We start from the raw sequence: 25314 nt of genomic DNA, 5'->3' as shown, positions 1-25314 counted from the left end.
CAGCCACGGCTCGTATTTGACAGATATGGAACCAAGTGTCTAGTTTGTGAGGGCTGCCACTTCGATGCGATGACGAGACCCATCTGTCACCCGCGTTCGAGCTTTCGGCCCACGGGTTCTGGACAGGTCCGCAGCACCAATGAAACAGCGGTGCCTGCGAGGTGTCCTGCTCCCGGTCCGACCAGGCCGGCGTTCACCCGGTCCGGCTCCGTGGTGCGCGGACTCCGTGGGCACACAGATTTCTGTTCGGTGATCCACACAACGCGCCGCCATCACTGCGCCGACTCACTCAGGGGGATGCAATGCCGAATTCCGTGGACGCCGTCAGCCGACAGCGCAGACCGAAACTGCGCCGGACGCTGGCAACCGTGCTCGCCGTCGCGATCGTGGCGGTGACACCGGCGGTCTTCGACAACACGATCGCACACGGGGCGCCGACTCCGGCAGCACCCGTCGACACCTCGCGGCCGGTGAGCCCCTTCTACAACCCACCATCGTCGTTCCCCGCACAGCGAGGTGCCGTGATACGAACCGAGCGGACGTCGGTGTTCACTGCCGCACCCGCACGCGAGGGCTGGCCGCTGCCGGCCGAGAAGGTGCTCTACACATCACGTACACAAGAGGGCAGCCCGGTAGCGGTATCGGGTGTGTTCATCGACTCCGCAGCTCCATGGCGAGGCAAAGGCCCCCGACCGACTGTCGTCATCGCGCCCGGCACCATGGGACAGGGCGATCAGTGCGCCACCTCGGTGGCGTTCACCAGCGGCATAACCGTCGACCCGGCAACGCTGTCGCTCTCGGCCAACCAAGAAGCTCCCTCGGCCGCCGCATGGAACCTGTTGGGGGCCCGGGTCTTCGTGACCGACCACATCGGCCTCGGCACCCCTGGCATCCACACCTATGTCAATCGGATCGAGAGTGCACACGGCGTGCTCGATGCCGCGCGCGCGGCGAACGATCTCGCCGGCAGCGGACCGAGCACACCGCTGGTCTTCTGGGGGTACTCCCAGGGCGGCGGCGCGACCGCGGCTGCAGCGGAGCTGCAGTCGAGCTACGCGCCGGAACTGAACCTCAAGGGCACCTGGGCCGGTGGCCCGACCGCCGACCTGGAAAGGGTGCTCGCGCGAATCGACGGCGCACTGATCGGAGGCGCGATCGGTTTCGCCATCAACGGATTGGCCGCGCGCTACCCGGAGCTGAACTCATCGATCGACCGGGTCGCATCACCGTCCGGAAAGCGCATGCTCAGAACACTCAGTTCAGAATGCATCGGCGACGTGATCGTCAAACAGCCGTTCCTGAAGACCACCACGCTGACCACTGACGGGAAACCGTTGCTCGATCATCTGCGGTCGGAACCGACGGCGCTACGCGTGCTCAGCCAACAGCGCATCGGCACCGTGAAACCCACGACCCCCGTACTGATCACCAGCGGCCGCAACGACGACACCGTCCCCCATGGCCAGGCTCGTCAGCTCGCTCTCGACTGGTGCGCCAAAGGGGCCACAGTCGACTTCCGCACCAACGAACTCCCTCCGATCCTGCCCGGCACAACGATTCCCGGGCATTTCGGCCCCGAGATCATCGACGCCTACAAGCCCGACAGCGTCATCTCTTACCTCACCGACCGTCTGAACGACAAGCCGATATCGGCCTGCAGGTTCAACTGATCCGCGGCGGGGCCTGATTTCGAGGGGATCGGTGATGCGCGGGGGCCGGATCGGCGCTCGGATCGGCGGACCCGATACGACGAAGGGCCACGGTCGAAGTCGACCGTGGCCCTCGCTGTCGGTGGCCCACCGCGCGTCAGTGGCGATGAATCACAGAGACGGTTCCGCCAGGTCCAGGGCTGCCAGGTAGGCGAATGCCAGCGCCGATCCGATCGGCGTACCGGCGCCGGGATACACGCCGCCGGACATCGCCGCCATCGTGTTGCCGGTGGCGTACAGACCCGCGATCGGTTGGCCGTCGGCGCGCAGCACCCGCGCGGATACGTCGGTCTTGAGTCCCCCCTTGGTCCCGATGTCGGACAACAGCAGCGTGGCCGCGTAATACGGTGGGCTGTCGATGGACACCAGTAGTGGGTTCGGCCCCTCCGGCTCGATCGGCACGATGTAGTTCTGTTCTGGCAGCGCCGGGTAGCCGACGATGAACTGGCACATCTGGTCCCACGCACTCTCGCCGCGGTGGAACTCCTCGTCGACGCCGGTCGCGACATATCCGTTGAACTTCTCGACCGATACGCGCAGCGCCTCGGCCGGCACGCCGATGATCTCGGCGAGCTCTTCCAGGGTGTCGGCCTTACGCAGCGCCCCCGAGGTGAACCATTCGGGATCGAGCGGTGTGTCCGGCGACTTCGCGCCGAAACCGTCTCGAGACAGTTGCTTCTGGTCGAAGATCCAGTGCGTCGGGGCGTGCTGGACCTCGGTGTCACGTTCACCGTCGCGGATCGCGTGGCCCGCCTGGTCGTAGGGTGCGGTCTCGTTGGTGAACCGCTCCCCCGCGGCGTTGACCCAGATCCCGCCGCGGGTGGCGTGGTTGAAGATCGGCTTGCCGTCGGGCTGGACGACACCCGGCACGTACCACGCCTCGTCGAGGAGTTCGGTCTCTGCACCCACTGCGATTCCGGCCACCAGCGCGTCACCGACGTTGGAGTCGACGCCGTCCGACCAGTCACCGGTCGACGGGATCGCCCCGTACTTCACCCGGAGTTCGGCGTTGTGCTCGAATCCGCCGGCCGCCAGCAGGACACCGCGCTCTGCCCGGAAGCGCACCGGGCCCTGCGGAGTACGGGTGTCGATCCCGACCACGCGGTCGCTCTCGACGATGAGATCGGTCAACTCGGTCTCGGTCAGCAGGGTCCCGTTGCCGGTTCCCAGGAACGCCGCGAGAGCGCGGCCGATGAGTGCGCGACCGCCGACGAGCTCGTCGTCCTCGGTGTGGCCATAACGCTCGGTGTAGATGGAGCGGCGCACCAGCTCTGCGGTCTCCCCCAGTTCGGCGACCGTCACCGGCGGTGGAAAGATCGTGCGACCGTGCGGGGTCGCTCCCGGCAAAGAGCCGTAGTAGTCGGGCACCGGTTGGTGGAAGAACGTGCCGAACCGAGGATTGCGCTCGAGTTCGTCGATGAGGCGGCCCGCCGCGGACAGGTACGCATCCTGCAAGTCGGCGCGAGAGTCATCCCCCACAGCCGCACGCAGGTACCCGCGCGCGACCTCCAGGTCGTCCTCGGCAATGCCTGCCCGTAGGATCGGAGCGCTGCCCGGGAACCACAGCCCCGCACCGGAGTACGAGGTGGTTCCCCCGACCTTGTCGGTCTTCTCGATGATGAGGGTCCGGAGCCCGCGCGATGCGGCGATGTATCCACCGATCAGTCCGCCACCACCGGAGCCGACCACGATGACGTCGTAGGTCTCCTCGTTGTCTGTCATCGACATCCTCCTGTTGTTGTCGTGTCGAGCCGCTCGCGCGGCACCGTCTGTATCCGCCCCGGGGGTGCGCCTCAGAGCAGGACGAAAGCGCCGGCCAGCACCACCCACAGCGCGACGCAATAGATCTCGAACACCCAGCGGAGTTCGCGAGGCGCACTCCGGAGTTCCATGAAGTCGAGCCCGACGAGGCGGACCTTGTACGCAGCCAGCGCCAGGACCACCACGGCCGCCGCGGTGCCCGCATGCGTCTCGACGCTGATGATCGGAGTGACCACTGCGAGGAGTACGAGCAACACCCAGGTGCGTACGTACCGAATCCGGGCGATCGTCCCTATTGCCGTCACGTCATGCCACCAGGTACACGAGTGGGAACAAGACCATCCACAGCAGATCGACCAGATGCCAGTAACAGGCGCCACCTTCGTAGAACATCCGGCCCGCCCCGTCGACGGGCACCCGTCTGCGGGTTCGGGACACGAGCACGGCCAGCACTGCGATCCCGAGCACGACGTGAGCGAGGTGGACTCCGGTGAGGATGAACAGCCACATGAAGTACGGATCGGCATCCGGTCCGTGGCCGGAGGCGACGAGGTGCGTGTACTCGGCGGCTTTGAGCATCGTGAAGACCAGCGCACATCCGATTCCTGCGCCGAATGCCGTTGTCGCGGACCTGAATCGGCCTGCTCTGGCCGCGTCGAGAGCGATCACCACGAGCAGGGAGCTGACCAGCAGGACCATGGTGTTGGTCAGCCCGATCGTGAGATCGACCTGCTCTCGCGACGCACGGAATCCCGCGGGGGCTGCGGCTCGGTCGACCAGGAAGGCGACGAACATGACGGCGAAGATGATCATGTCGCCCATCAGGAACACCCACAGGCCGGCCTCCCCGGGGATGTGCCCCGCGGATTCGGCGGGGCTGGGGCCGCTCTCGGAACCGCTGTCTGTCGGTGGCTCCAGGTCGGTCGATGAGTCGGTCAGTTCGTCCACACCCGCCTCCTCACCTTTTTCACGAACGACTGGTTCCCGCCCAGTGTGGTGGCCCCCGTGACGCGGTTCACCTGCGCTTCCGCTCACCGAGACGCGATCGCTCCGTGGCCGGACTCCAGAGTCGATCGATGCTAAAGCTCGCTGTCATAGTTATATAAGTGCTATAAGTGGAGGGCGAGTGTCGTGCCCGAGGAGGTGCCGTCGGTGTCCGCTGATCCGCTCCCCACCGGGGACGTGCCGGCAGGCATGGTCGATCGCGTCGTGCTGATACTCGACGTCTTCGCACGCTCGTCCGGACGACTCACCCTCGGGCAGATCACCGCGCGGAGCCGACTGCCGCGGTCGTCGGTGCATCGCATCCTCCAGCAACTGGTCACCGCCCGATGGGTGTCCCGGGATGACAACGAGTACAGCCTCGGGCTGCGGGTGTTCGAGATCGGCAGCCAGGTGGGTACGCGAAGACGGTTGACGGAAGCAGCCGCACCGCACCTACACGACCTGAGTCGCATGACCGGGCACACCGTCCATCTCGCCGTCCTGGACGGTCACGAAGTGGTCTACCTGGAGAAGATCAGCGGCGGATTCGGCACCAGGCTGCCCTCGCGCATCGGCGGCCGGTTACCGGCACACTGCACCGGTGTGGGCAAGGTGCTGCTCGCACAGTCGGACCCGAGTGTCGTCGACGACTATGTCGCCCATGCACTCCCCCGACAGACACGCGCGAGCATCCACGAACCCCAGGCGCTGCGCGATGCCCTGGATTCGATCCGCGGATTGGGCTACGCCACCGAACGGTCCGAGGCGGTGCCGGGTGTCGGATGCGTCGCCGCCGCCGTGATCGAGTACGACGAACCGATCGCGGCCGTCAGCATCTGCGGACCCCAGCGGCTCGCCGGTATCCCAGAGATGAAACACCACGTCATCCGTACAGCAGCACAGATCTCGCGTCGCCTGGCGACCCCGCAGCGGCCACGGCCGACGGCACGCCCGGCGGTCATGGTCCCCGGTCAGCTCGCACAGGTACTCGGTCCGCGGTCCTGATGCTGTGACGATCGGAACTCGCGCGGTCTCGCTGTCCGGGACCACGGCGCCGGAGAACGACTCCGTCGACTTACGGTCGGGCGACGCGAGGGCGCCCGCGGAGTCCGGACGCCGACCATCCGACGCCTCCGACGAAAGGCTCGACACGACCATGTCCAGCGCGCTGACCTACGAGAACACTCGCGCCACCGCGACCATCGACGGCGTCGAATTCCTCTACCACGAGGCAGGTTCCGGACCTCCTCTCCTCCTGCTCCACGGGTCGGGCCCCGGGGTCACGGCGTGGTCGAACTTCGGGGAGAACCTCCCGTTCTTCGCCGAGCACTTCCGCGTCGTGATGCCCGATCTCCCCGGGTTCGGCGGCACGCAGCTCCCGGAACTCAAGGAGGTCTACACATTGTCGGGGGCCCGGTGGATCGCCCGTCTGTTGGACGAACTCGGTATCGGATCAACCGTCGTCATCGGCAACTCGATGGGTGGGGCCATCGCGGCGGAGATGGCCGCGCACCTGCCCGAGCGGGTCGAACGGATGGCCATCATGGGCTCGGGAGGTCTGTCCCTCAGCCTGTTCCAGACCGAACCCAGTGAGGGCTTTCAGCGCCTCTTCGCGTTTCTGCAGGACCCGACCCGGGAGCGGATGGTCGAGTGGGTCACCACGATGGTCCACGATCAGGCACTCGTCACAGACGAACTCGTCGACCGGCGATTCGCCAACGCGACCGCAGACGGTGTGCTCGACCGCACCAGGGCTGTCTTCGGAGCGATGTTCAATCCGGCACTGCGCGAGGACTACACACCGCTGTGGACGCATCTCGAGACGATCACCACGCCCACCCTGATGCTCTGGGGTCGCGAGGACCGCATGCTGCCCTACGACCAGGCTCATCTGGCGAACAGGTGGGTACCGAACATCGAACTGCACACTTTCTCCCGCTGTGGACATTGGATCCAGATCGAGAAGAAGCGCGAGTTCGAACGTGTCACGCACGAATTCCTGACGCGGGACCTGTCGTGATGACCCGCATGGTTCCCACTGAGCGGAAGTCGTCGGCCGGAGCACCACACCCCGGCTCCACAATCTGGACATCCCGCCGTTGCGGGCATCGATCGATCAAGGAAGTCAGAGGTACGCCGGCATGACACATGAAGTAGTCAAGCGCATCGAGGAGCTGGCCCCGGAACTCGCCGCCCTGGCCGAGACCAACGAACAGTTGGGCAAACTGAGCGACGAGACCGCAGCGCTGCTCCGCCAGACCGGTGTGATCCGCCTCTTGCAGCCCACTGACTTCGGTGGTTACGCGGCCACCCCGCGCGACTTCGCCGAGGCCGTGATGGCCGTTGCGGCAGCCGACCCGGCCGCCGGCTGGGTCGCGGGCGTCGTCGGCGTCCATCCCTGGGAGCTCGCACAGCTGGATCGCCGACTGCAACAGGAGGTCTGGGGCGAGGACCCCGACACCTGGGTGGCCTCGCCCTACATGCCCAACGGAGTCGCCGAGCCGATCGAGAACGACTCCTTCGTGCTCAGCGGACGGTGGCCGTTCTCGTCCGGCTCCGACCACTGTCAGTGGGACTTCCTCGGCGCGCTCAAGGGTGACGGCTCGGGGACCGGCGCGCCGGTCATGCCACCCGAGGTCCTACACGTCGTCCTGCCCAGATCGGACTACACGCTCGTCGACGACTCATGGGATGTGGTGGGGCTCTCCGGCACCGGTAGCAAGGACGTCATCGTCGACCAGGCGATCGTCCCGGCGTATCGAACGGTCACCCAGGCGGACATCTCGGATGGCACCGCTTCGGCGCGTTCGGAACGATCTGAAGCGGTCTACAAACTGTCCTTCGGGGTGATGTTCCCGTTGGGCATCACGGCGGCGGTGATCGGCATCTGCGAAGGCGCCCTCGCCGCGCATCTCGCGATCCAGAAGGACCGGGTGGCCGTCACCGGAGTCCAGATCCGCGACGATCCCTACGTGTTGCATGCCGCGGGCGAGGCCGCAGCCGAGATCTCGGCCTCTCGAGTCCAGCTGATCGAGGGCATCAGCCGGCTCCACGACATCATCGAGAGCGGCGGTACGCCGACCATCGAGGAACGATCGAACCAGCGCCGCAATCAGGTCCGCTGCGCGTGGCGCGCCGTATCGGCTGTCGACGAGATCTTCGCCAGGTCAGGCGGTCTCGCCATTCGCAAGAGCAGTCCGATGCAGCGCTACTGGCGCGATGCACACGTCGGACTTCAGCACATGATCCATGTCGACGGGGTCGCGTACCACTCGAACGCCCTGCACAAGTTGGGACTCGAGACCCCGCCGGGGATGCTCGTCACCATCTGAGGCATCGGGGATCGGGCGGTGGGCGGTCCGGACGTACCCTACCGGCCACCGTCCGATCGTCTGGGTCGTCGAGCCCGGTCGGCAACGCCGACGACATCGTCGACCGTGGACACCACGGACCGAATGGGACCCCCGAGGACACCGATTGCCACGAGGACGGCAGAACAGGATGAATCGATGATCGACGCCGAATCCAGTCGCTCTTTCGAGGCGCGATACCTGCGTGACGTGCTCGGCAACTTCCCGACCAGCGTCGTGGCGGTGACGACCACCCTCCCCGCGGGCGATCCGGTCGGAATGGTGGTCGGGTCCTTCACGTCGGTGTCGCTCGACCCGCCGTTGGTGTCCTTCCTGGTCGACCGTTCCTCGTCCACTTTGCCGAAGATCCTCGATGCCGGTCGATTCTGTGCGAATGCACTTGCCTCCGACCAAGAATGGCTCTGTCGACAGATGGCCAAGAAGGGCGCCGCGAGGTTCAGCGATGTGCGCTGGTCACATTCCGACCACCGGAACCCGATCCTCGAGGGCGTTGTCGCCTGGGTCGACTGCGCCATCGAGAAGACCGTCGAGCTCGGCGATCACTTCCTCGTCGTCGGACGGGTGCAGGACCTGACGGTCGCGTCGGCGAAGCGTCCCCTGCTGTTCTTCCGCGGCGGGTACGGCGACTACACCTCCACTGCACAGTTGCTGCTGGACAGCCATCTCGGCCGCTGACCGGCCTGTCGCGGGTGCCCTCGCACTGCGCGACGCGCGAGAGCGCTCAGCGGCCGGTCCATCTCGGCGCGCAACGCTCGGCGAAGGCCCTCGGCCCCTCCTTGGCATCTGCGGAGGCGAAGACGGCGTCGGTGTACTCCAGCTGCCGCTCGAACGCCTCGTCATCGGTCCACGTCCTCGACCGTCGGGCCACTGCCTTGCTCGCCCGAACGGCCAGCGGTGCATTGCGCGCGATGGCCGCTGCCAGTTCGCGCGCGGCCGCGACGGCGGCACCTTCGGCCACCACTCGATTCACCAGACCGTACCGATGGGCATCGGCAGCCGTGATCGGTTCGCCGGTGAGCAACAGCTCCAACGCAATCGCTCGCGGTAACACCTGGGTGGCTCGGAATATCCCACCCGCCCGGGCGATCAGCCCACGACGGACCTCGGGAAGGCCGAATCTCGCCCCGTCGCTGGCCACCACGAGATCGGCGGCCAGCACCAGCTCGAATCCGCCACCGAGCGCCCACCCCTCGACCGCTGCGATCAGTGGCTTCGCCGGCGGCGCCTCGACCAGACCACCGAATCCACGTCCCTCGACGATCGGGCGCTCACCGGATTCTGCGAAGCGCTTGAGGTCCATTCCGGCACAGAAGGTGTCCGCGGTTCCGGTCAGGATCCCGGCGGCGAGTTCCGGATCGGCGTCGAGGCGATCCAACGCCGCCGCGATCTGGTGAGCGGCCGCCTTGGTCATCGCGTTGCGTTGCTCCGGTCTGTCGATCGTGATGACCAGGATCCCGTCGGACGCCTCGATCCGCACCCCGTCGACCGGGTCCGGGCGTTCGAGCTCGTCGCTCATCGGGGCGCCATCCGGATGGAGCCGTCGAGACGGATCGTCTCGCCGTTGACATAGGCGTTCTGCAGCAGGGTCACGGCCATCCCGGCGTAGTCCTCGGGTGCACCGAGGCGCTTGGGGAACGGTACGGACGCGGCCAGTCCCTCGCGGATGTCGTCGCGCAGTCGGGCGAGCATCGGTGTGTCGAAGGTACCGGGAGCGATGGTGTTGACGCGGATGCCGACGCTCGCGAGATCCCGTGCAGCGACCAGCGTGATCCCGTGCACGGCCGCTTTTGACGCGGTGTACGAGGTCTGACCGATCTGGCCGTCGAAGGCGGCCACAGAAGCTGTCAGCACTATGGCCCCGCGCTCGGTGTCCACGGGCTCGGAACGCGCGATCCGGGCAGCAGCGAGTCGGAGGACGTTGTAGGTGCCGATCAGGTTGACCTCGAGCACATCCCGAAAGCTCTGCAGCGGAGCAGGTTCACCCGACCTGTCGAGGATTCTCAGGCGGTCGCCTCCGCGTCCGGCGCAGTGCACCGCCCCGCGCAACGGACCGTGCGACGCCGTGGCATCGAGCGCCTCGGTGAGGCTGCGTTCGTCGGTGACGTCCACCGGGGCGAACACCGCCGCGGCCCCCAGAGCATCGGCCGTCGCCTCTCCGTCGGAGCTCGGCAGGTCGGCGATGATCACCCGACCGCCACCGGCGACTATCGCCTCCGCGGTCGCGGCGCCCAGGCCGGACGCCCCTCCCGTGACCAGGAAGGTGTTGTCCTTCAGTTCCATACGGTCAGTTCCCCCTTCGGGCCACGCGTACACGCCATCTCGGATGCTCTCATGGTCGCGGCTCACATTCCCTCGCGACGAGCCGGTGTCGCGATCTCCCGCCCGCCCGCTCCGACGGTCGAACAGTCAGTCGGCGGCAGCGGCCACCGCGGCATCGTGCCGTCGGATGCGTCGCAGTTCGCCATGCCGCTTGAGCATCCGCGCCGCGATCGCCTCGAACTCGGGCGGCGGCAGCCGCAGACCCGCGACCTCGGACGTGCGGCTCGGCAGGGATACGGTCGCCGTCGCCGGACAGGTCACCTCACCGCGCTGGCTGGTCCCGCGGAACTCGATGTCGACGAGATGCCGATCGCCGTCGGTGCGTTTGCCGACTACCTCGCCCGAGAAGGTGTGGGTGTCACCGAGGTAGTTGAACTTTCGCATCTGACTGGACATCGACTCGACCCAGCCGTCGTCACCGATCCAGTCGGTCAGATAGTGCGTCAGCCAGCAGTCACGCATCATGCCGTAGTCGTACGATGCCGGCAGTCCGATCGATGTGGCGTACTCGGCATCCCAGTGGATTCGCTGCGCGACGTCGGGGACCCCCTGTTCGTTCGGGATGTAGAACGCGCGAATCCGGTTGCGGTTCTGATGCCAGAGTCGTCCCGTGCACGGCGTGTACGGCGCGAAACCGTAACCACCCGAATGGAAGACCACCATGTCGGTGACCGTCAGCGGCCCCTTGGCCATGGCGGGCAGACGTTCGCCGACCTCCACGTCCTCGAACCAGCGGGTCGCCGATCCTCGACGCCGCTCCGCCGCATAGATGGCGTCGATCGCCTCGATCTCCTCGGGTGTGTACGTCGCGCGCTCGATGGTGTCGTACTTCTTGCGCTTCTTCGATTCGTGCCGCTCGGTGTGGATGGTGATGACCCGCTGGATCTGCACCACCTCGGCGCGCTGATTGAACTGCACGTGAATCCTGGTGACGACCAGCGATCGTCCGGCGAACTCGGACTCCTTGAGTTCGACGTCGTCGAATCCCTCGAACGAGTAGATCGTGTCGCCGTCGTACACGGGCCGGTACCACTCGGTGGTGCTACCCGACACGAAGACGTGGATACCGCGGAACGGCGGCCGTCGCTGATCACGCGGGATCGGGTCGGCGAGCAGGTCCTTGGTCACGGCGATGTTGATCATCGGCGGGGCTATCTGCCCGCCCCACCTGGTGTCGAGTCCGTAGTCCTCGTCGACGAACAGCGGGTTGTCGTCGCCATAGCTACGGGCGAAGGCGCGCATGACGTCCGGGCTCGCCCGCGAGAACTGTTCTCGCTTGCGGACCGCGTGGTAGATGCCGACGAGATCGCGCGCCCGCTGGATGTCCTCGTCCTGGAAGCTGTAGACCTTCTCGGTCTCCGGCCCCGTCGTGGTGTCGGTGGTCAATCGTCTTCCTTCGGTGTCAGAACCGGATGGTCGCCTGCTGGGTGTTGTCGGCCCGGATCGCCTCCATCGCCGCCAGGCGGCGCTCCATGTCGGCCCGGCTCATGACGATGTCGTCGCCGCCGATCCCGCGGTCCACCCGATCGATGCGGCCACGCTCGGCGGCGATCTCCTCGTCCAGCAACGACCCGGCCAACTCCCGGGTCAGGAGGTCCTGGTCGACCCAGTCGGCCTGCGGGATCTGTTCGATGCGGTCTTCCATGTGATCTCCGTTCGCCGACCGGTCAGACGGTCGCGCTGCGTGGGAAGTTCAGCAATCGGCGCGCGTTGTGCTCGACGATCTTGTGCACGTCCTCGTCCGGGACCTCGAGCATCGTGTCGTGCACGATCTTGCGACTGTTGGGCCAGTTGGAGTCCGAATGCGGGTAGTCGCCCTCCCAGGTGATGTTGTCGATACCCACCAGGTGACGGTTGGCGACGCCGAACTCGTCGTCGATGAAACATCCGAAGATGTGCTTCGCGAACAGATCTGACGGCCGCACCGACTGGTTGATGTTCTGATAGAACCGATGCTTCTCCCAGACCCCGTCCATCCGCTCCAGCATGTACGGAACCCATCCGATGCCACCCTCGGACAGCATGAACTTGAGTTCCGGGTGGTTGTGGAAGGTCGGTGAGAACAAGAGATCGACCGTCGCGTACATCGAGTTGCACCCGAAGAGTGACGTCATGACCGCCATCGGCGCCTCCGGGGCGGTGATCGGTGGTTTGCCGGAGGTACCGAAGTGCACACACAGCGGCTGGCCGGTCTCGACGGCTGCGCGATACACGGGATCCCAGTGATCGGTGTGGAAGGACGGCAGTCCCAACGGATGCGGGTTCTCGGGAAACGAGATCGTGCGCGCTCCCTTCGCCGCCGTGCGGTAGATCTCCTTGACCGACTCCTCGATCGACCAAAGCGGCAGGATGACCAGCGGGATCAGGCGTTCCGGATCCGTCGCGCACCATTCGTCGAGCACGTAGTCGTTCCAGGCCTGTACCGACAGCAGCGCGAGCTCCTTGTCCTCACCCTCGAGGAACACCGTCCCGGCGAACCGGGGAAAAGAGGGGAACGAGAGAGTTGCGTGCACCCCGTCGATGTCCATGTCCCGAAGGCGCGCGTTCGGTTCGTAGCAACCGGGGATCATGTCCTCGTACCGAGTCGGCTCGGCACCGTACTCCTCCGGCTTCTTGCCGGCGACCGCGTTCAGGCCGATGTACGGGTAGATCCGCCCCTCGTACTGCCAGACCTCGGCGATCTTGGTGCCGCCGTCGCCGCGACCACCGTCGCCCGAATGGATCGACTTCGGGAGTTCTTTCTCGATGATCTTCGGCCCGGCGTCCAGGTACTTCTTGGGCAGACGGTCCTGCCACAGACGCGGATGCTCGATCAGGTGGTCATCGGTCGAGATCAATTGCATGTGATCCTGCAGCGGCATGTGGGTCCCTTCACTCCGACGCAAATGCGCTCACTTGTTCAACCTGGTAAGTGGGGTGGAGCCTAACGCCGCCCCTGCGTGCAGGGAACCGGCGATCCCACTCGCCGGACCGGGGCGGCGATCCCATGTACCCGAATCCCAGTCCCGGTGTGGCGGTCCCCCGTCATGATCGGCGCCCGACGTCAGCGGCTCTCATCGATGTCCCGATGGTCGGGATGTCGACTCCGATCGTGGCCTCGAACTGAGAGCCTTTCTCCCATAACGGACATCGGCGGCCGGCCCGCAGCGGTGCGCGATCACCTCACGGATCCCGATGCGAGGTCGCGCCGAAAGTTGTCGTGGTTTCGGATGTCGGTACAGACGATCGGAGAGGGCGGTCTGATGGGCAAGCTCGACGGCAAGGTCGCGGTGATCACCGGCGCAGCGCGTGGACAGGGACGCAGTCACGCGATCGCGCTGGCGGCAGAGGGCGCAGACATCATCGCACTCGACATCTGTGCCGACATCGAGACGAATCAGTATCCGCTGGCGTCCGAGGGCGATCTCGAGGAGACACGGCTGTTCGTCGAGAAGGAAAACCGTCGCTGCATCACCGCGGTGGCCGATGTCCGCGATCCGAGCCAGCTGCGATCGGCCATCGCAGCGGGTGTCGAGCAACTCGGCGGCCTGCACATCGTCGTCGCGAACGCCGGTATCTGTCCTCTGGGAGACGTTCCCCGACAGGCATTCCTGGATGCGGTGGACGTCGACCTGGTCGGCGTGATCAACACCGTCAGTGCGGCCTACCCACATCTGTCGGCCGGTGCGTCGATCATCGCGACCGGTTCGGTGGCCGCTCTGATGAAGGGCAGTGGCACCGACGTACTGGGCGCAGGCGGCTTCGGGTACAGCCACGCCAAACGCGCGGTGGCCACCTTCGTGCACGACGCCGCACTGGCGCTCGCCCCTGAATCCATCCGGGTCAACTGTGTACATCCGACGAACTGCAACACCGACATGTTGCACAGCGACCCGATGTACAAGGTCTTCCGGCCCGACCTGGAATCTCCGCATCGGGACGACGTGGTGGCCGCGTTCGCGACCAACCAGCCGATCCCGGTGCCGTGGGTCGAACCGGAACAGATCAGCAACGCGGTGCTCTACCTCGCGTCCGACGATTCGCAATACGTCACCGGACTCCAGCTGAAGGTCGACGCCGGCGCCGCCCTGAAACACACCGAGGCCTACGCACTCCGCTGACCCAGCGGGAGTAGGTCTCTGGCCGTGGACAGGAAGCCATGGAGGACAGGGAGACCAATGATCAAGGACTATCGCCGCCTCTTCATCGACGGCAATTGGGTCGACGGTGAGAGCGGTGCGACCGAGACCGTGATCAACCCGGCCACCGAGGAGGTCATCGGCACGGCGCCGGTCGGCACCCGCGGTGACACCGTACGGGCGATCGAGGCAGCCCGCCGGGCCTTCGACGAGGGCCCGTGGGCGTCGATGCCGGTGCGGGAGCGGTCTGCGGTGCTGGTGCGGATGGCCGAGGTCCTGGAGAAACGGCGGCCTGAGCTCGTCGAGCTCAACATCGCCGAGACCGGATGCACCCGACCGGGTGCGGAGTCGTTCCAGACCGGCATCCCGATCGCCCACTTCCGCGACATGGTCGAACGTGTTCTGCCCGGCTTCCCGCATGAGGTGCCGCTGGCACCGTCGATCGGAGCTGGGATCGGCCAGGGGGTCGTCCGACGCGAACCCTTCGGTGTCGCCGCGCTGATCTCGGCGTACAACTTCCCGCTGTTCCTGAACCTGATGAAGCTGGGACCGGCACTGGCAGCCGGGTGCACGACCGTTCTGAAACCCGCACCCACCACTCCGCTCGAGGCCTTTGTCCTCGGCGAGGTCGCGCAGGAGGCCGGCCTCCCCGACGGTGTGCTCAACATCGTCACGGGTGACGTCGACGCCGCTGCCGAGTTGACGTCGAATCCACAGGTGGATCTGCTGAGCTTCACCGGTTCCGACGTCGTCGGCCGCAAAGTGGCCGAGCAGGCTGCACCGACCCTGAAGAAGGTGGTCCTGGAACTGGGCGGCAAATCGGCGAACATCGTCTGTGACGACGCCGACCTGACCCGGGTCACGCAGTCCGTGATCCGGGACACCATCCTGCACGCGGGCCAGGGATGCGCCTATCTGACACGAACCCTGGTGCACCGCTCACGATTCGACGAACTGCGCGAGCTGGTCATCGAACGCCTGCGCGCCGTGCGCGTCGGCGACCCGGCGGATCCCGAGACAACCATGGGACCGCTCGGCAGCGCAGCACAACGCGCGCGGGTCGAGGATCTGATCGCAGCGGGTGTGGCGGAGGGGGCGACCCTCGCCCACGGCGGGTCGCGACCGTCTCATCTCGACAAGGGGTTCTTCGTCGAACCGACCCTCTTCGTCGACGTCGACAACTCGATGACGATCGCGCGTCGGGAGTTCTTCGGCCCCGTCATGATCCTGATGCCCTTCGACGACGACGACGAGGCCGTACGGATCGCCAACGACAGCGATTACGGTCTCGCCGGTGGTGTCTGGGCCCGGGATCCGATCCGCGCGTACCGGATCGGGCAGCGACTACGTACCGGGTACGTGACCGTCAACGGTGGTGGCGGCGGCCTGAATCCCGACGGCCCGTTCGGCGGCTACAAGCAGAGCGGCCTCGGGCGTGAGCGCGGCGCGGCAGGGCTCGACGAGTTCCTGCAGACCAAGACCATGATCTGGGGCGTCGCGGCCGGCTGACCTCTGCACATCTCCCGCCCCGTCGAACCCAGATCGCTCTCGGAGGACACCGTATGGCAGACAACCGGATCGGCTTCATCGGCGCCGGCAAGATCGGTGAGCCGATGGTGGAGCGTCTGCTCACCGCCGGACACCAGACGACGGTCCACGCCCGGCGCCCGGAGGTCCGGGCACGTCTCGCCGATGCCGGTGCCGCGGTGACCGGCACCGCGGACGATGTCGGCGACGCCGACATCGTGATCGCATGTGTCTTCGACGATTCGCAGCTCGCCGAGGTGGCGACGCCGATCATCGCGCGGATGTCGGCCGGCTCGGTGTTCGTCTCGCACACCACAGGCAACCCGCGCACGATCCTCGACCTCTCCGCAGCCGCCCGCCGCAGGGGTGTGGCGGTGGTCGATGCGCCGTTCAGCGGCACCCCGGAGGACATCCGCAAGGGGAAGCTGACCGTGTTGCTCGGCGGCGAAGACGACGCGGTCGACCGTGTCGAGGCGATCGTCGGCGCCTACGCGTCGACGCTCCATCGGATCGGACCGACCGGTACGGCGTTGGCGGCCAAGCTGATCAACAACGCCCTGTTCGCAGCGTGCACTCAGATCACACTCTCCGCACTGGCCGCGGGACGCGAACTCGGTATCCCGCAGGCCGCGCTGCTCGATCTGCTCGCCGACACCAGTGGCGGCAGTACCGCGGCCGGATACATCGCGCGTTCCGGTCATGACGCGGAGACCTACGGGCGACGAGTCGGCCGGTACCTGACCAAGGATCTCGACGTCGCGCGGATCGCGGCAACAGATCTCGGTGTCGACATAGAAGACCTGCTCGCCGCGGCGCGTCTGGGTCCGATCGACCTCGGCGAGCCGACCCCACAGGTCAGGTCGTCATGAGCAGCCCCGGAGACCGCTTGCCGCTCATGGGGCATCCACAGCAGTGAGCGTCCCGACACCTCGGAGCGGACCAGTCCCAGATCACCAGGAGGAGATCATGAGCACCACCGATTCAGCACCCACGTGCCCGGTACACGATTTCAACCACTACGCCGAACTCCCCTATGGCGAGAAGATCGAGTTCTACGACCGCCTCCGGGACGAGGCCCCGCTGATCCGCAACGAGTTCGCCAACGGGCACTACATCGTCACCCGGTACGAGGACATCCTCTCCGTGTACCAGAACGCCAAGACCTTCTCGAGTTCTGCGGTGACCGTGTTCAATCCGAACCCGACCTTCAAGTGGATCCCCGAGATGCTCGACGGGGACGAGCACCGGCAGTGGCGCAAGCAACTCGGCCCGCTGTTCTCGCCCAAGGCCGTCGAGGGCCTCGAGCAGAAGGTCCGTGAGCGCGCGATCGAGGTGATCGAGTCGATCGCCGTTCGCGGATCGTGCGATTTCATGGCCGACTTCGCGAATCAGTACCCGTCGTTCATCTTCCTCGATCTGATGGGTCTGCCGTTCGAGGATCTCGACACGTTCCTGCACTGGGAGGACGAGATCCTGCACGTCTCCGGCGAACCCGAGGAGACCGCACGTCGGCGGACCGCGGCGACGATCGCGGTGACCGAGTACTTTCGCACGGTCATCGACGCGCGACGGGCCGAGCCACGGGATGACCTGATCAGCAAGGCGATCGAGTTCGAGATCGATGGCGAGCCGGTGACCCAGGACGACCTCGAGTCGTTCTGCATCCTGATGTTCATGGCCGGGCTCGACACGGTGTCGGCGACCCTGGGCAGCACCTTCTATCACCTGGCGACCCATCCAGAGGATCGCCGGGCGATCGTGGACGATCCCGAGCTGATCCCCTCCGCGATCGAGGAGATCCTGCGAGCGTTCGCGATCGTCATCCCGTCCCGGAAGGCCATGGCCGACACCGAGATCGCCGGGTGTCCGGTCAAGGCAGGTGACATGATCTCGCTACCGCTCAACGCCGCCACTCGCGACGAGGCGGTTTTCGACGATGCGAAGGAGGTCCAACTGGACCGCAGCCCGAACAACCACATCGCCTTCGGGGCGGGACCACATCGCTGCCTCGGCTCCCACCTGGCCCGGCGCGAGTTGCGCATCGCTCTCGAGGAGTGGCATCGGCTGATCCCCGACTATCGACTCGCCTCGAAGTCCGCGCCGACCGAAGCGGGCGGACAACTCGGACCGAGCGGCAACATCTTCCTCGAGTGGGACGTGTGAGGGGCACGTCGGTGCTGTCGCGGCCCCGGGGCCGGCGTCCCGACGCACCCAGCCGCATCGCCCCGCTGATCTTGCGCGGAGCCATCGGTGGGACGTTGATCGCCCACGGCGTCAAGCATGCTCGCAGCCTCACCGGCACCGCCGGATGGTTCGGATCGATCGGATTCGCCCGTCCTCGCCTCCAGGCCACCGCCAGTGCGGTGGTGGAGGTGGGAGCCGGCGCCGCACTACTCGTCGGAGCGGCCACCCCGGTCGCGGCTGCGGCCGGGATCGGGACGATGGCGGTGGCAGCCCGCTCGGTGCATGTGCGCAACGGCTTCTTCATCACCGCGGAGGGGTGGGAGTACGTCGCGAATCTGGCTGCCGCATCGGCAGTCCTCGCCGGGATCGGCCCGGGACGATGGAGTGTCGACCACGCACTCGGGTGGGACCGCACCCTCACCGGCGAACGCGCTCTGGTCGGGGCGACGGCTCTCGGTCTCGGCGCCGCCGCGGCGCAACTCGCGACGTTCTATCGCGAACCCTGAGCAGGGCCGGGTCAACCGGCCAGGCCCCGGCGGCACGACCGCATGAGATCCACCCGATGATGGAATACGCCGCGGCCGACGGGCCTCGTCAACGGTCGATTCGCACGAACACCCGTTCCGCCACGAGGTCACGCAGTGCCTCCGGGCGTGCGAACGCCGACTCGTCGGAGAGTGCCCGACGTAGCAGCAGGTGGATCGGATGCTCCCAGGTGAACCCGATACCGCCATGCACCTGCAACGCCGACTCCGTGACGTCGACAGCCGCGGAAAGCGCGTGCGCGGTGGCCGCGGCGGCGGCGACCTCGGCTTCGTCCGTCGCGCCGCTGTCGAGGAGATCGGCTGCGGCGAACACCTGGCTGCGCGCGCCCTCGACCGCGACCACCATGTCTGCGCATCGGTGCGATACGGCTTGGAACGATCCGACCGGCCGTCCGAACTGTTCGCGGGTACCCGCCCAGTCGACCGCCATCGCGAGCGCGCGGGAGCCGACACCGACCGCATCGGCCGCATGCACGAGGTGGATCAGCGAACGTGCGTCACGCATGGCACGTCGTGCCGCGTCACCCTCGGCGACCACACGACCACCGACACCGTCGAGCACGACGCGCCCCACGGTCGCGGTGAGATCCATCGTGTCGTGTCGGATCACCTCCACCGCGTCTCGTTGCACGACCACCACTGTCGGCTGCCCGGATTCGTCATCCCACGCGACGACCACGAAGAAGTCCGCCTCCGGGGCCCCGAGGACGTGATCGACGCCGCCGTGCATCACCCCGGCGCTCCAGGTCGGCACCCCGGGGGCAGCCCCCGGCTGATCGAGATCCATCCACCCCGCGTCGTCGACCGCCGCGACCACCCCGGCACGGGCACCGGCGACGACAGCTTCGGCGGCGTCGTCGTCGCCGGCCGCGAGCAGGAGCGACAGCGCCGTGAGGGTCGGGACGAGAGGTGCCGTCGCAAGGTGGTGACCGGTCTCTTCGACTGCGGCACACAGCAGCCGGGTCGTCGCGCCACCACCCCCCACCCGTTCGGGTGCGGCCAGTCCGGGCAACCCGAACCCGACGAGCGCATCCCACAGCCCGGTCCTGTCGACCTCACCAGCCAGAACGGCGTCGGCTGACACCGCCGAGCGGACCAGACCCGCGACAGCATCACGCACAGCGACCTCGTCCGGTTCCGGTGCCGCGAGCGGACGTCCGGGCTCGACGACCGGTCGGCGTCTGCCCTCCCCGCGGTGTGACGGCAGCCCCAGGACCGACTCGGCGATCGTGTTCCGTTGGATCTCCGACGTCCCGGCACCGATGGTCGTGGCCCTGGACATCAGATAGCCGTAGGTCCAGCGCCCTTCGTCGACAGCTCCCGAGGATCGGTTGCCCTCGACGGCCGCGTGCCCGGCGAGACGAAGGGCCAGGCGCTGGAGGCGTTGTTCGAACTCGGATTTCACCAGTCGGTTGATCGATGCCACACCGCCCGGATCCTCGCCACGCAGTACCGCATCCAATGCGCGACCGCTGTTGGTGGCGATCATCCGCACCCCGCTCTCGAGGTCGGCGAGTCGCTGCCGGACGAGCGGATCGTCTCTGAGCCCCTGCGCGGCGGCGAGCCGGAAGAGTCGGTCGACCGTCGTCCGGTACTTGAATTCGTCCGCAAGAAAGGCGGTTGCACGTTCATGCCCCAGAGACGTCCGCATGATGGACCACCCCTGTCCCTCCGCGCCCACACGATTCGTGATGGGCACCCGGACGTCGTCGAAGAAGACCTCGGCGAAGTGATGCCCGCCGGCGGCATCCCGGAGCGGACGCACCTCGATCCCCGGGCTGTCCATCGGGATCAACAGATAGGTGATCCCCTCGGTCCCCCGCCCGGGTCGGCCGGTTCGAACCAGGGCGAACATCCAGTCGGCGCGGTCTGCACGTGTGGTCCAGATCTTCTGGCCCGTGACGCGATACACATCCCCCTCGGTCATCGCACGCGTCGACAACGAGGCGAGATCACTCCCAGCGCCCGGCTCCGAGAATCCCTGGCACCAGAACTCCTCGGCACGCAGCAGCGGATCGAGGAACCTCGCGCGCTGTTCGTCGGAACCGTGCACGATCAGGGTGGGGGCGAGGATGAAGGATGGCCCGCACGGGTGACGTGGCACGCCCGCAGCGGTGATCATCCGGTAGTAGTCGAGCTGATCGCGCAGGTCGAGTCCCATCCCACCTGCCGAAGTCGGCCATCCCGGCGCGGCGAGTCCGGCGTCGACGAGTTCGGATTGCCACGCCACCGCGGCATCGAAGCGGGCACGCGACGTCGCCGGGCGCGGTCGCTGTCCGAACTCTTCGAGCAGCACACTCAGACGCGACCGCCAGGTGTCGGGATCGTCGGTTGCGGGCCGCTGCGTCGATGTCGCGGGGCTGTCGATGCTCACGTCAGGACTCCTTCTCCGTCGACCGCGACCTCCCGTAGCGTTCGCCGATGTCGGCACCATCCGTCCGGAACGACACCGCTGCTTCGGCTTCGAGAGCGAGCGCGTGGGTCACCGAAGCGCCCGCGCCGTCCTTGAGCAACCTGAGCATCCGCTGCACAGCGCCTGGGTGACCGTCGGCGATCCGGTGGGCTATCTCCAACGAGCGGACCATCAGACGATCGTGGTCGACGACCTCGTTGGCCAGTCCGATCCGCACAGCGGTGTCGGCATCGAAGGGCTCACCGCCGAGGATGATCTGGATCGCGGCGGGCAGGCCCACGCTGCGGGGCAGCAGGGCGCTCCCACCCCAGCCGTTGAGCAATCCGATCTGCGCATGGGTGTCGGCGAACACCGCCCGATCCGAGGCGATGATGAACGAGCAGTTCAGCGCGAACTCGAATCCGCCTGTGTAGCAAGCACCGTTCACGGCCGCGATGACCGGCTTGGAGATCGCGCGTAACACCTGGGTCGGGGTCGGCCCCTCGGTGCGGGGAGAGGGTCCGGACAGCGCTTCCGGGAGATCGACACCCGACGAGAACGACGAACCGGAACCGGTGATGACCACGGCGTGCACGTCGTCGTCGCCGTCGATCTGCCACAGCGCCTTCTTGATCGCGCGACGCATGGCGCGGTTGATCGCATTCCGTCGTTCAGGGCGATTCAGCGTGAGGATCGCGACCTGACCGTCACGCTCGACGAGGAGTGGGGCGTCGACAGGCGATTCGACCGCATCCGTCGGGTCGGGAGATCCTTCGACTTCTGATGCCCCGGCCACCGTCACGCCCCGCTCCCGTGCCCGACGACGAGAGAATCGGACGAGATACGTTCCGCCACAGCGCGGACGATCCGCTCGGCGTCGGCAGCGACCCGGCGCACGACCTCACCTGCCGACGGGATGTCGTGAATCAGTCCCTGAGCGAGGCCGACCGTCCAGACGCCCAGTTCGGGGTCACCCTCGGCGAACACCCGTCGACCACGGACACCGGCAACGAGTTCTTTGATGTCCCGGAACCGACCGCCCTGCTCCAGGACCTGGATCACCTCGTCACTCACGGTGTTCTTCGCGACCCGCATGCTGTTGCGGAGCTGCCGCATGATGAGACGGGTGTCGTGCTCGCTCGCGTCGACGATGAGACCCTTGATGTGGTCGTGGATCGGGCTCTCTCGAGTGCACATGAAGCGGGTACCCATGTTGATGCCGTCCGCTCCGAGCGACAGGGCGGCCGCCAGGCCCCGTCCGTCGGCGAACCCGCCCGAGGCGACGAAGGGAATGGTCAGACGATCCGCGGTCGCCGGGATCAGAACCAGCCCCGGGATGTCGTCTTCGCCGGGATGTCCCGCGCACTCGAAGCCGTCGATGCTGACCGCGTCGGCACCGATCGACTGCGCCTTCAGTGCATGAGCGACGCTGGTGCACTTGTGGATCACCGCGATCCCATGCGCCTTGAGATGTTCGATGTGCACCGTGGGATCCGATCCGGCGGTCTCCACGATCGGCACCCCCGACTCGATGATCACCCGCCGGTACTCCGCGAACGGCGGAGGGTTGATCGACAGGGTGAGGGTGAGGTTGACGCCGAAGGGGCGATCGGTCAGCGACTGACAGCGCGCGATCTCGGCGGCGAGGTCGTCCGGCGTCGGCTGGGTCAGCGCGGTGATGATCCCGAGTCCGCCGGCGTTCGAGACGGCGGCCGCGAGTTCGGCCCGACCCACGAACATCATGCCGCCCTGCACGATGGGGTGTTCGATCCCGAATCGCTCGGTGAACCGGGTGGTGATCATCGACGACTCCTCGATTTCGGGTGGCCCGCCGGAGCCGACCGGATGAACTGCGTGCGCCGCTGTCGCGCGTCGGCAACCGCACCGCACGAAGCGATCCTGTTATCTAACATAGTTTACTAACTCAGCGCGCAGCAAGCGAGCCGTCATCGGTTGGTCCGACCCAGGTCGACCGGCAACTGGATGCCGGTGACGTGCCTGGCCTCGTCGGATGCCAACCAAGCGGTCGCCGCGGCGATGTCGTCCGCCTGACTGATGCGATCCGGCAGGGTGCCCATGAAGTAGAGCCCGAGATCCGGCCGCGCCTCCAGTTGCGGATGGAGTTCGGTGACCTTCAGACCGGTCTCGACACCGAAGGGATGGATCGAGTTGACACGGATGCGATGTGGCGCCAGCTCGTTCGCCAGCGCCTTCGCCAAGCCGGTGACACCATGCTTCGCCGACACGTAGTCGGCCATCAGCGGAAGACCGCGCAGACCCGCGACCGAGCTCACGAAGACGATCGATCCACCCGCCCGCTGGTCGAGCAGCACGGGTATGGCGACCTTCGCGGTGTAGAACGCGCCGGTGAGGTTGACCGAGATCGACTCCTCCCAGTTCTCGAGACTGATCTCCCAGGCCGGCGCCGATGTCGTGATCCCGGCGTTGGCGATGACGACATCCAACCTCCCGAGGTCGTCGACACCGCGCGCCACCGCGTCGTCGAGCGCGTCGAAATCCCGGATGTCCGCCTCGGAGGCGATGATTCGCCGTCCGCACGCCTCCACCATCCGGACGGTCTCCGCAAGGTCCTCCGGTCGCGAGCCGGCGTATCCGGTGGTCGGCATGTCGGCACAGATGTCGACCGCGATGATGTCCGCACCCTCTGCGGCGAGTCGGACCGCCATGGCCCGACCCTGCCCACGAGCGGCTCCGGTCACGAACGCGACCCGCCCCTCGAATCGCCGCGCGGTGGAGCCGGTCGGCACACCGGGGCCCGACGCTTCGGGAACTTCTGCGATCGTCATGGGTGAGGCCTCCGTGGTCGAATGCGACAGGACGTCGGCGGCACCGCGCCCTGGGTGAGTCACCCTGGGAGTGCGCACATCTCGCAAGGTCTTCCTCCCACCCATAGACATACCTGTATGTCAGCGTCAATCACGGGTCTCACCTGCAGGGACAGTTACGACAACCCTCTTGCCACGGTGCCGCCGTGTGCCATAGTGACGCGGCACACATAGTTAGCTAGGTCATCTTCGATGAACCCGCTGCAGCAACCTCGGGCCGGATCTCCGGCACGTCGGGGCCGGCGAGCGATCATCGGCGACCTCGCACTCCTCGACAAGGAACGCCGATGATTCCTCCCCGTGGCACACGCACCGCCCGCATGCTGGCGGCTGCCGCCGTGATCACCAGCGCCACTCTCGCAATCGCTGCGTGCAGCGGCGCGAGCAGTGACGACACCGCCGGTTCGGCTGCTGTGTCGGCACCACCGGCCTCATTTCCGGGCGACGCGGCGAAGGGGCCGACCGTCAAGATCGGACTGATCAACAACGAGGGCGGACAGGCGATCTCGCAACCGGACAACCGGCTCGCCGCCGAAGCAGCGGCGAAGTACGCCAATGCACATCTCGGCGGAATCGGTGGGCACCCCATCGAACTGGTGACCTGTAAGAATGCCGAGGACCCGACATCGGCTCGCGATTGCGCGAACCGGATGGTCGAGAACAAGGTCTCGGCTGTCGTGGTGACCACCACCGGGCTCGGCGACCTGCTGGTACCGATCATCACCGGCGCGGGCATCCCCTACGTGTCCGCCTCCGGTCAGAGCAGTCAGGAGCTGACCGGCGACGACGTGTTCCTGTGGACCGGCGGATTCCCATCTGCGCTGTCGGCGATGGCAACCCATGCGAAGAGTCAGAACATGAAGAACGTCACCGCCTTCACCATCGACGTGCCCGCCGCGGTCAACGGGTTGAAGACGATGGGGGCCGCGGCCTTCGCAGCCAACGGCGTCGGACTGGACATCGTCACGATCCCGCCCGGCACACCGGACGCGACACCTCAGGTGAGCGCGGGTCTGTCCAAGAACCCCGAGGCGGTGCTCGTCGTCGGCGAGGGGACTCTGTGCACTGCAGCACTGAAGTCCTTGGGCACGCTGGGCTACTCGGGCGAGAAGATGGGCATCCAGGCCTGCGCGACACCGGACGTCGCCAAGGCGGTCGGGTCCAGCATCGACGGCACCAAGATCGTCACCGCTGCGCTCACCGATGGTGACGACCCCGAATCGGTTCTCTACCAATCGGTCATGGGGCAGTACGCTCCGGACGCGGACATCTCCGGCTACGCCTACGTGGGGTATCAGGGCGTCCTCGGTCTCGTCCGGGCCACGCGATCGCTCGATGGTTCCGACGTATCCCCCACCGCGGTCACCACTGCGATCCGTTCGGCCCGCGACGTCACCCTGCCCGCGGGCGACGGGTTGACCTTCACCTGCAACGGAGCCGCGAATCCACAGTTGAAAGCGGTGTGCGGCAAGGGATCGGTCTTCGCGACCCTCGAAAACGGCAAGCTGGTCGACGCCGAGGTCGTCGGCCGGTGACCCGAAGCTCCCGCCACGGCACA

The 25314-nt window shown here is 66.7% G+C and carries 23 protein-coding genes; 11 read left to right on the top strand and 12 right to left on the bottom strand.

The genetic code is table 11. The features are described 5' to 3' along the window. Positions 1-302 precede the first annotated feature (302 nt). Positions 303-1670 carry a lipase family protein gene (locus GS4_RS20850; RefSeq protein ID WP_007624312.1) on the top strand — a complete coding sequence of 456 codons (1368 nt, stop codon included), beginning with the start codon at positions 303-305 and terminating at the stop codon, positions 1668-1670. 150 nt (positions 1671-1820) lie between these two features. On the opposite strand, the gene GS4_RS20845 is transcribed toward GS4_RS20850, so the two are convergent. The 3 genes from GS4_RS20845 to GS4_RS20835 all read right to left on the bottom strand — a co-directional run bounded on the left by GS4_RS20845 (position 1821) and on the right by GS4_RS20835 (position 4418). After that, a complete protein-coding gene (locus GS4_RS20845; protein WP_007624310.1) occupies positions 1821-3431 on the bottom strand; it encodes an FAD-dependent oxidoreductase in 1611 nt (536 codons plus the stop codon). Positions 3432-3502: 71 nt separating this feature from the next. Next, positions 3503-3775, bottom strand: coding sequence for a cytochrome C oxidase subunit IV family protein (locus tag GS4_RS20840; protein ID WP_007624308.1), 273 nt, complete (start codon positions 3773-3775; stop codon positions 3503-3505). Between the two features lies 1 nt (position 3776). After that, complete coding sequence (locus GS4_RS20835; RefSeq protein ID WP_007624306.1) at positions 3777-4418, bottom strand: cytochrome c oxidase subunit 3; 642 nt, start codon at positions 4416-4418, stop codon at positions 3777-3779. Positions 4419-4622: 204 nt separating this feature from the next. Here GS4_RS20835 and GS4_RS20830 point away from each other — a divergent pair, with 204 nt between their 5' ends. The 4 genes from GS4_RS20830 (at position 4623) to GS4_RS20815 (ending at position 8500) form a co-directional block, all read left to right on the top strand. Beyond that, positions 4623-5459 carry an IclR family transcriptional regulator gene (locus tag GS4_RS20830; protein WP_040511346.1) on the top strand — a complete coding sequence of 279 codons (837 nt, stop codon included), beginning with the start codon at positions 4623-4625 and terminating at the stop codon, positions 5457-5459. A gap of 4 nt (positions 5460-5463) precedes the next feature. Beyond that, on the top strand, positions 5464-6474 hold the full coding sequence (locus tag GS4_RS20825; RefSeq protein WP_245555792.1) for an alpha/beta fold hydrolase: 1011 nt from the start codon (positions 5464-5466) through the stop codon (positions 6472-6474). A 121-nt stretch (positions 6475-6595) separates the two neighbouring features. After that, positions 6596-7786, top strand: coding sequence for an acyl-CoA dehydrogenase family protein (locus tag GS4_RS20820; RefSeq protein WP_007624300.1), 1191 nt, complete (start codon positions 6596-6598; stop codon positions 7784-7786). Between the two features lie 177 nt (positions 7787-7963). Next, complete coding sequence (locus GS4_RS20815) at positions 7964-8500, top strand: flavin reductase family protein (protein WP_007624298.1); 537 nt, start codon at positions 7964-7966, stop codon at positions 8498-8500. A 46-nt stretch (positions 8501-8546) separates the two neighbouring features. On the opposite strand, the gene GS4_RS20810 is transcribed toward GS4_RS20815, so the two are convergent. The 5 genes from GS4_RS20810 to GS4_RS20790 form a co-directional block, all read right to left on the bottom strand. Next, the gene (locus tag GS4_RS20810) at positions 8547-9341 is read right to left on the bottom strand and encodes a crotonase/enoyl-CoA hydratase family protein (protein WP_007624296.1); all 795 of its coding nucleotides are present in this window, start codon (positions 9339-9341) and stop codon (positions 8547-8549) included. Beyond that, on the bottom strand, positions 9338-10105 hold the full coding sequence (locus tag GS4_RS20805) for an SDR family oxidoreductase (RefSeq protein WP_007624294.1): 768 nt from the start codon (positions 10103-10105) through the stop codon (positions 9338-9340). Before GS4_RS20805 ends, GS4_RS20810 begins: the two co-directional genes overlap by 4 nt. 126 nt (positions 10106-10231) lie before the next feature. After that, complete coding sequence (locus tag GS4_RS20800; protein WP_007624293.1) at positions 10232-11530, bottom strand: FAS1-like dehydratase domain-containing protein; 1299 nt, start codon at positions 11528-11530, stop codon at positions 10232-10234. A 16-nt stretch (positions 11531-11546) separates the two neighbouring features. After that, complete coding sequence (locus GS4_RS20795; RefSeq protein ID WP_007624291.1) at positions 11547-11789, bottom strand: hypothetical protein; 243 nt, start codon at positions 11787-11789, stop codon at positions 11547-11549. Positions 11790-11811: 22 nt separating this feature from the next. Then, on the bottom strand, positions 11812-13005 hold the full coding sequence (locus tag GS4_RS20790) for an amidohydrolase family protein (protein ID WP_007624289.1): 1194 nt from the start codon (positions 13003-13005) through the stop codon (positions 11812-11814). Between the two features lie 381 nt (positions 13006-13386). Between GS4_RS20790 and GS4_RS20785 the strand changes: the two genes are divergently transcribed. From GS4_RS20785 to GS4_RS20765, 5 genes are all read left to right on the top strand, one after another. Then, on the top strand, positions 13387-14244 hold the full coding sequence (locus GS4_RS20785; protein WP_007624287.1) for a mycofactocin-coupled SDR family oxidoreductase: 858 nt from the start codon (positions 13387-13389) through the stop codon (positions 14242-14244). A gap of 57 nt (positions 14245-14301) precedes the next feature. After that, complete coding sequence (locus tag GS4_RS20780) at positions 14302-15771, top strand: aldehyde dehydrogenase family protein (RefSeq protein ID WP_007624285.1); 1470 nt, start codon at positions 14302-14304, stop codon at positions 15769-15771. Beyond that, positions 15750-16658 carry an NAD(P)-dependent oxidoreductase gene (locus GS4_RS20775; protein ID WP_369403319.1) on the top strand — a complete coding sequence of 303 codons (909 nt, stop codon included), beginning with the start codon at positions 15750-15752 and terminating at the stop codon, positions 16656-16658. The genes GS4_RS20780 and GS4_RS20775 overlap by 22 nt, the downstream gene beginning before the upstream one ends. Before the next feature lie 97 nt (positions 16659-16755). Continuing rightward, positions 16756-17952 carry a cytochrome P450 gene (locus GS4_RS20770; protein ID WP_007624282.1) on the top strand — a complete coding sequence of 399 codons (1197 nt, stop codon included), beginning with the start codon at positions 16756-16758 and terminating at the stop codon, positions 17950-17952. Positions 17953-17963: 11 nt separating this feature from the next. Further along, positions 17964-18479, top strand: coding sequence for a DoxX family protein (locus GS4_RS20765; protein ID WP_007624280.1), 516 nt, complete (start codon positions 17964-17966; stop codon positions 18477-18479). Positions 18480-18567: 88 nt separating this feature from the next. On the opposite strand, the gene GS4_RS20760 is transcribed toward GS4_RS20765, so the two are convergent. The 4 genes from GS4_RS20760 to GS4_RS20745 all read right to left on the bottom strand — a co-directional run bounded on the left by GS4_RS20760 (position 18568) and on the right by GS4_RS20745 (position 23717). After that, a complete protein-coding gene (locus tag GS4_RS20760) occupies positions 18568-20892 on the bottom strand; it encodes an acyl-CoA dehydrogenase family protein (RefSeq protein WP_007624278.1) in 2325 nt (774 codons plus the stop codon). A gap of 1 nt (position 20893) precedes the next feature. Next, a complete protein-coding gene (locus GS4_RS20755; RefSeq protein WP_007624274.1) occupies positions 20894-21712 on the bottom strand; it encodes an enoyl-CoA hydratase-related protein in 819 nt (272 codons plus the stop codon). After that, positions 21709-22713, bottom strand: coding sequence for an NAD(P)H-dependent flavin oxidoreductase (locus tag GS4_RS20750; protein WP_007624272.1), 1005 nt, complete (start codon positions 22711-22713; stop codon positions 21709-21711). The genes GS4_RS20755 and GS4_RS20750 overlap by 4 nt, the downstream gene beginning before the upstream one ends. Positions 22714-22856: 143 nt before the next feature. Next, the gene (locus GS4_RS20745) at positions 22857-23717 is read right to left on the bottom strand and encodes a mycofactocin-coupled SDR family oxidoreductase (protein ID WP_007624270.1); all 861 of its coding nucleotides are present in this window, start codon (positions 23715-23717) and stop codon (positions 22857-22859) included. A 326-nt stretch (positions 23718-24043) separates the two neighbouring features. Between GS4_RS20745 and GS4_RS20740 the strand changes: the two genes are divergently transcribed. Continuing rightward, positions 24044-25291, top strand: coding sequence for an ABC transporter substrate-binding protein (locus GS4_RS20740; RefSeq protein WP_007624268.1), 1248 nt, complete (start codon positions 24044-24046; stop codon positions 25289-25291). Positions 25292-25314 lie beyond the last annotated feature (23 nt).

It is taken from the genome of Gordonia soli NBRC 108243, assembly GCF_000334455.1.
In the GTDB taxonomy this organism is placed as follows: Bacteria; Actinomycetota; Actinomycetes; order Mycobacteriales; family Mycobacteriaceae; genus Gordonia; species Gordonia soli.
The sequence above is the reverse complement of the archived record's forward strand: the minus strand, read 5'-3'. Positions and strand labels throughout refer to the sequence as shown.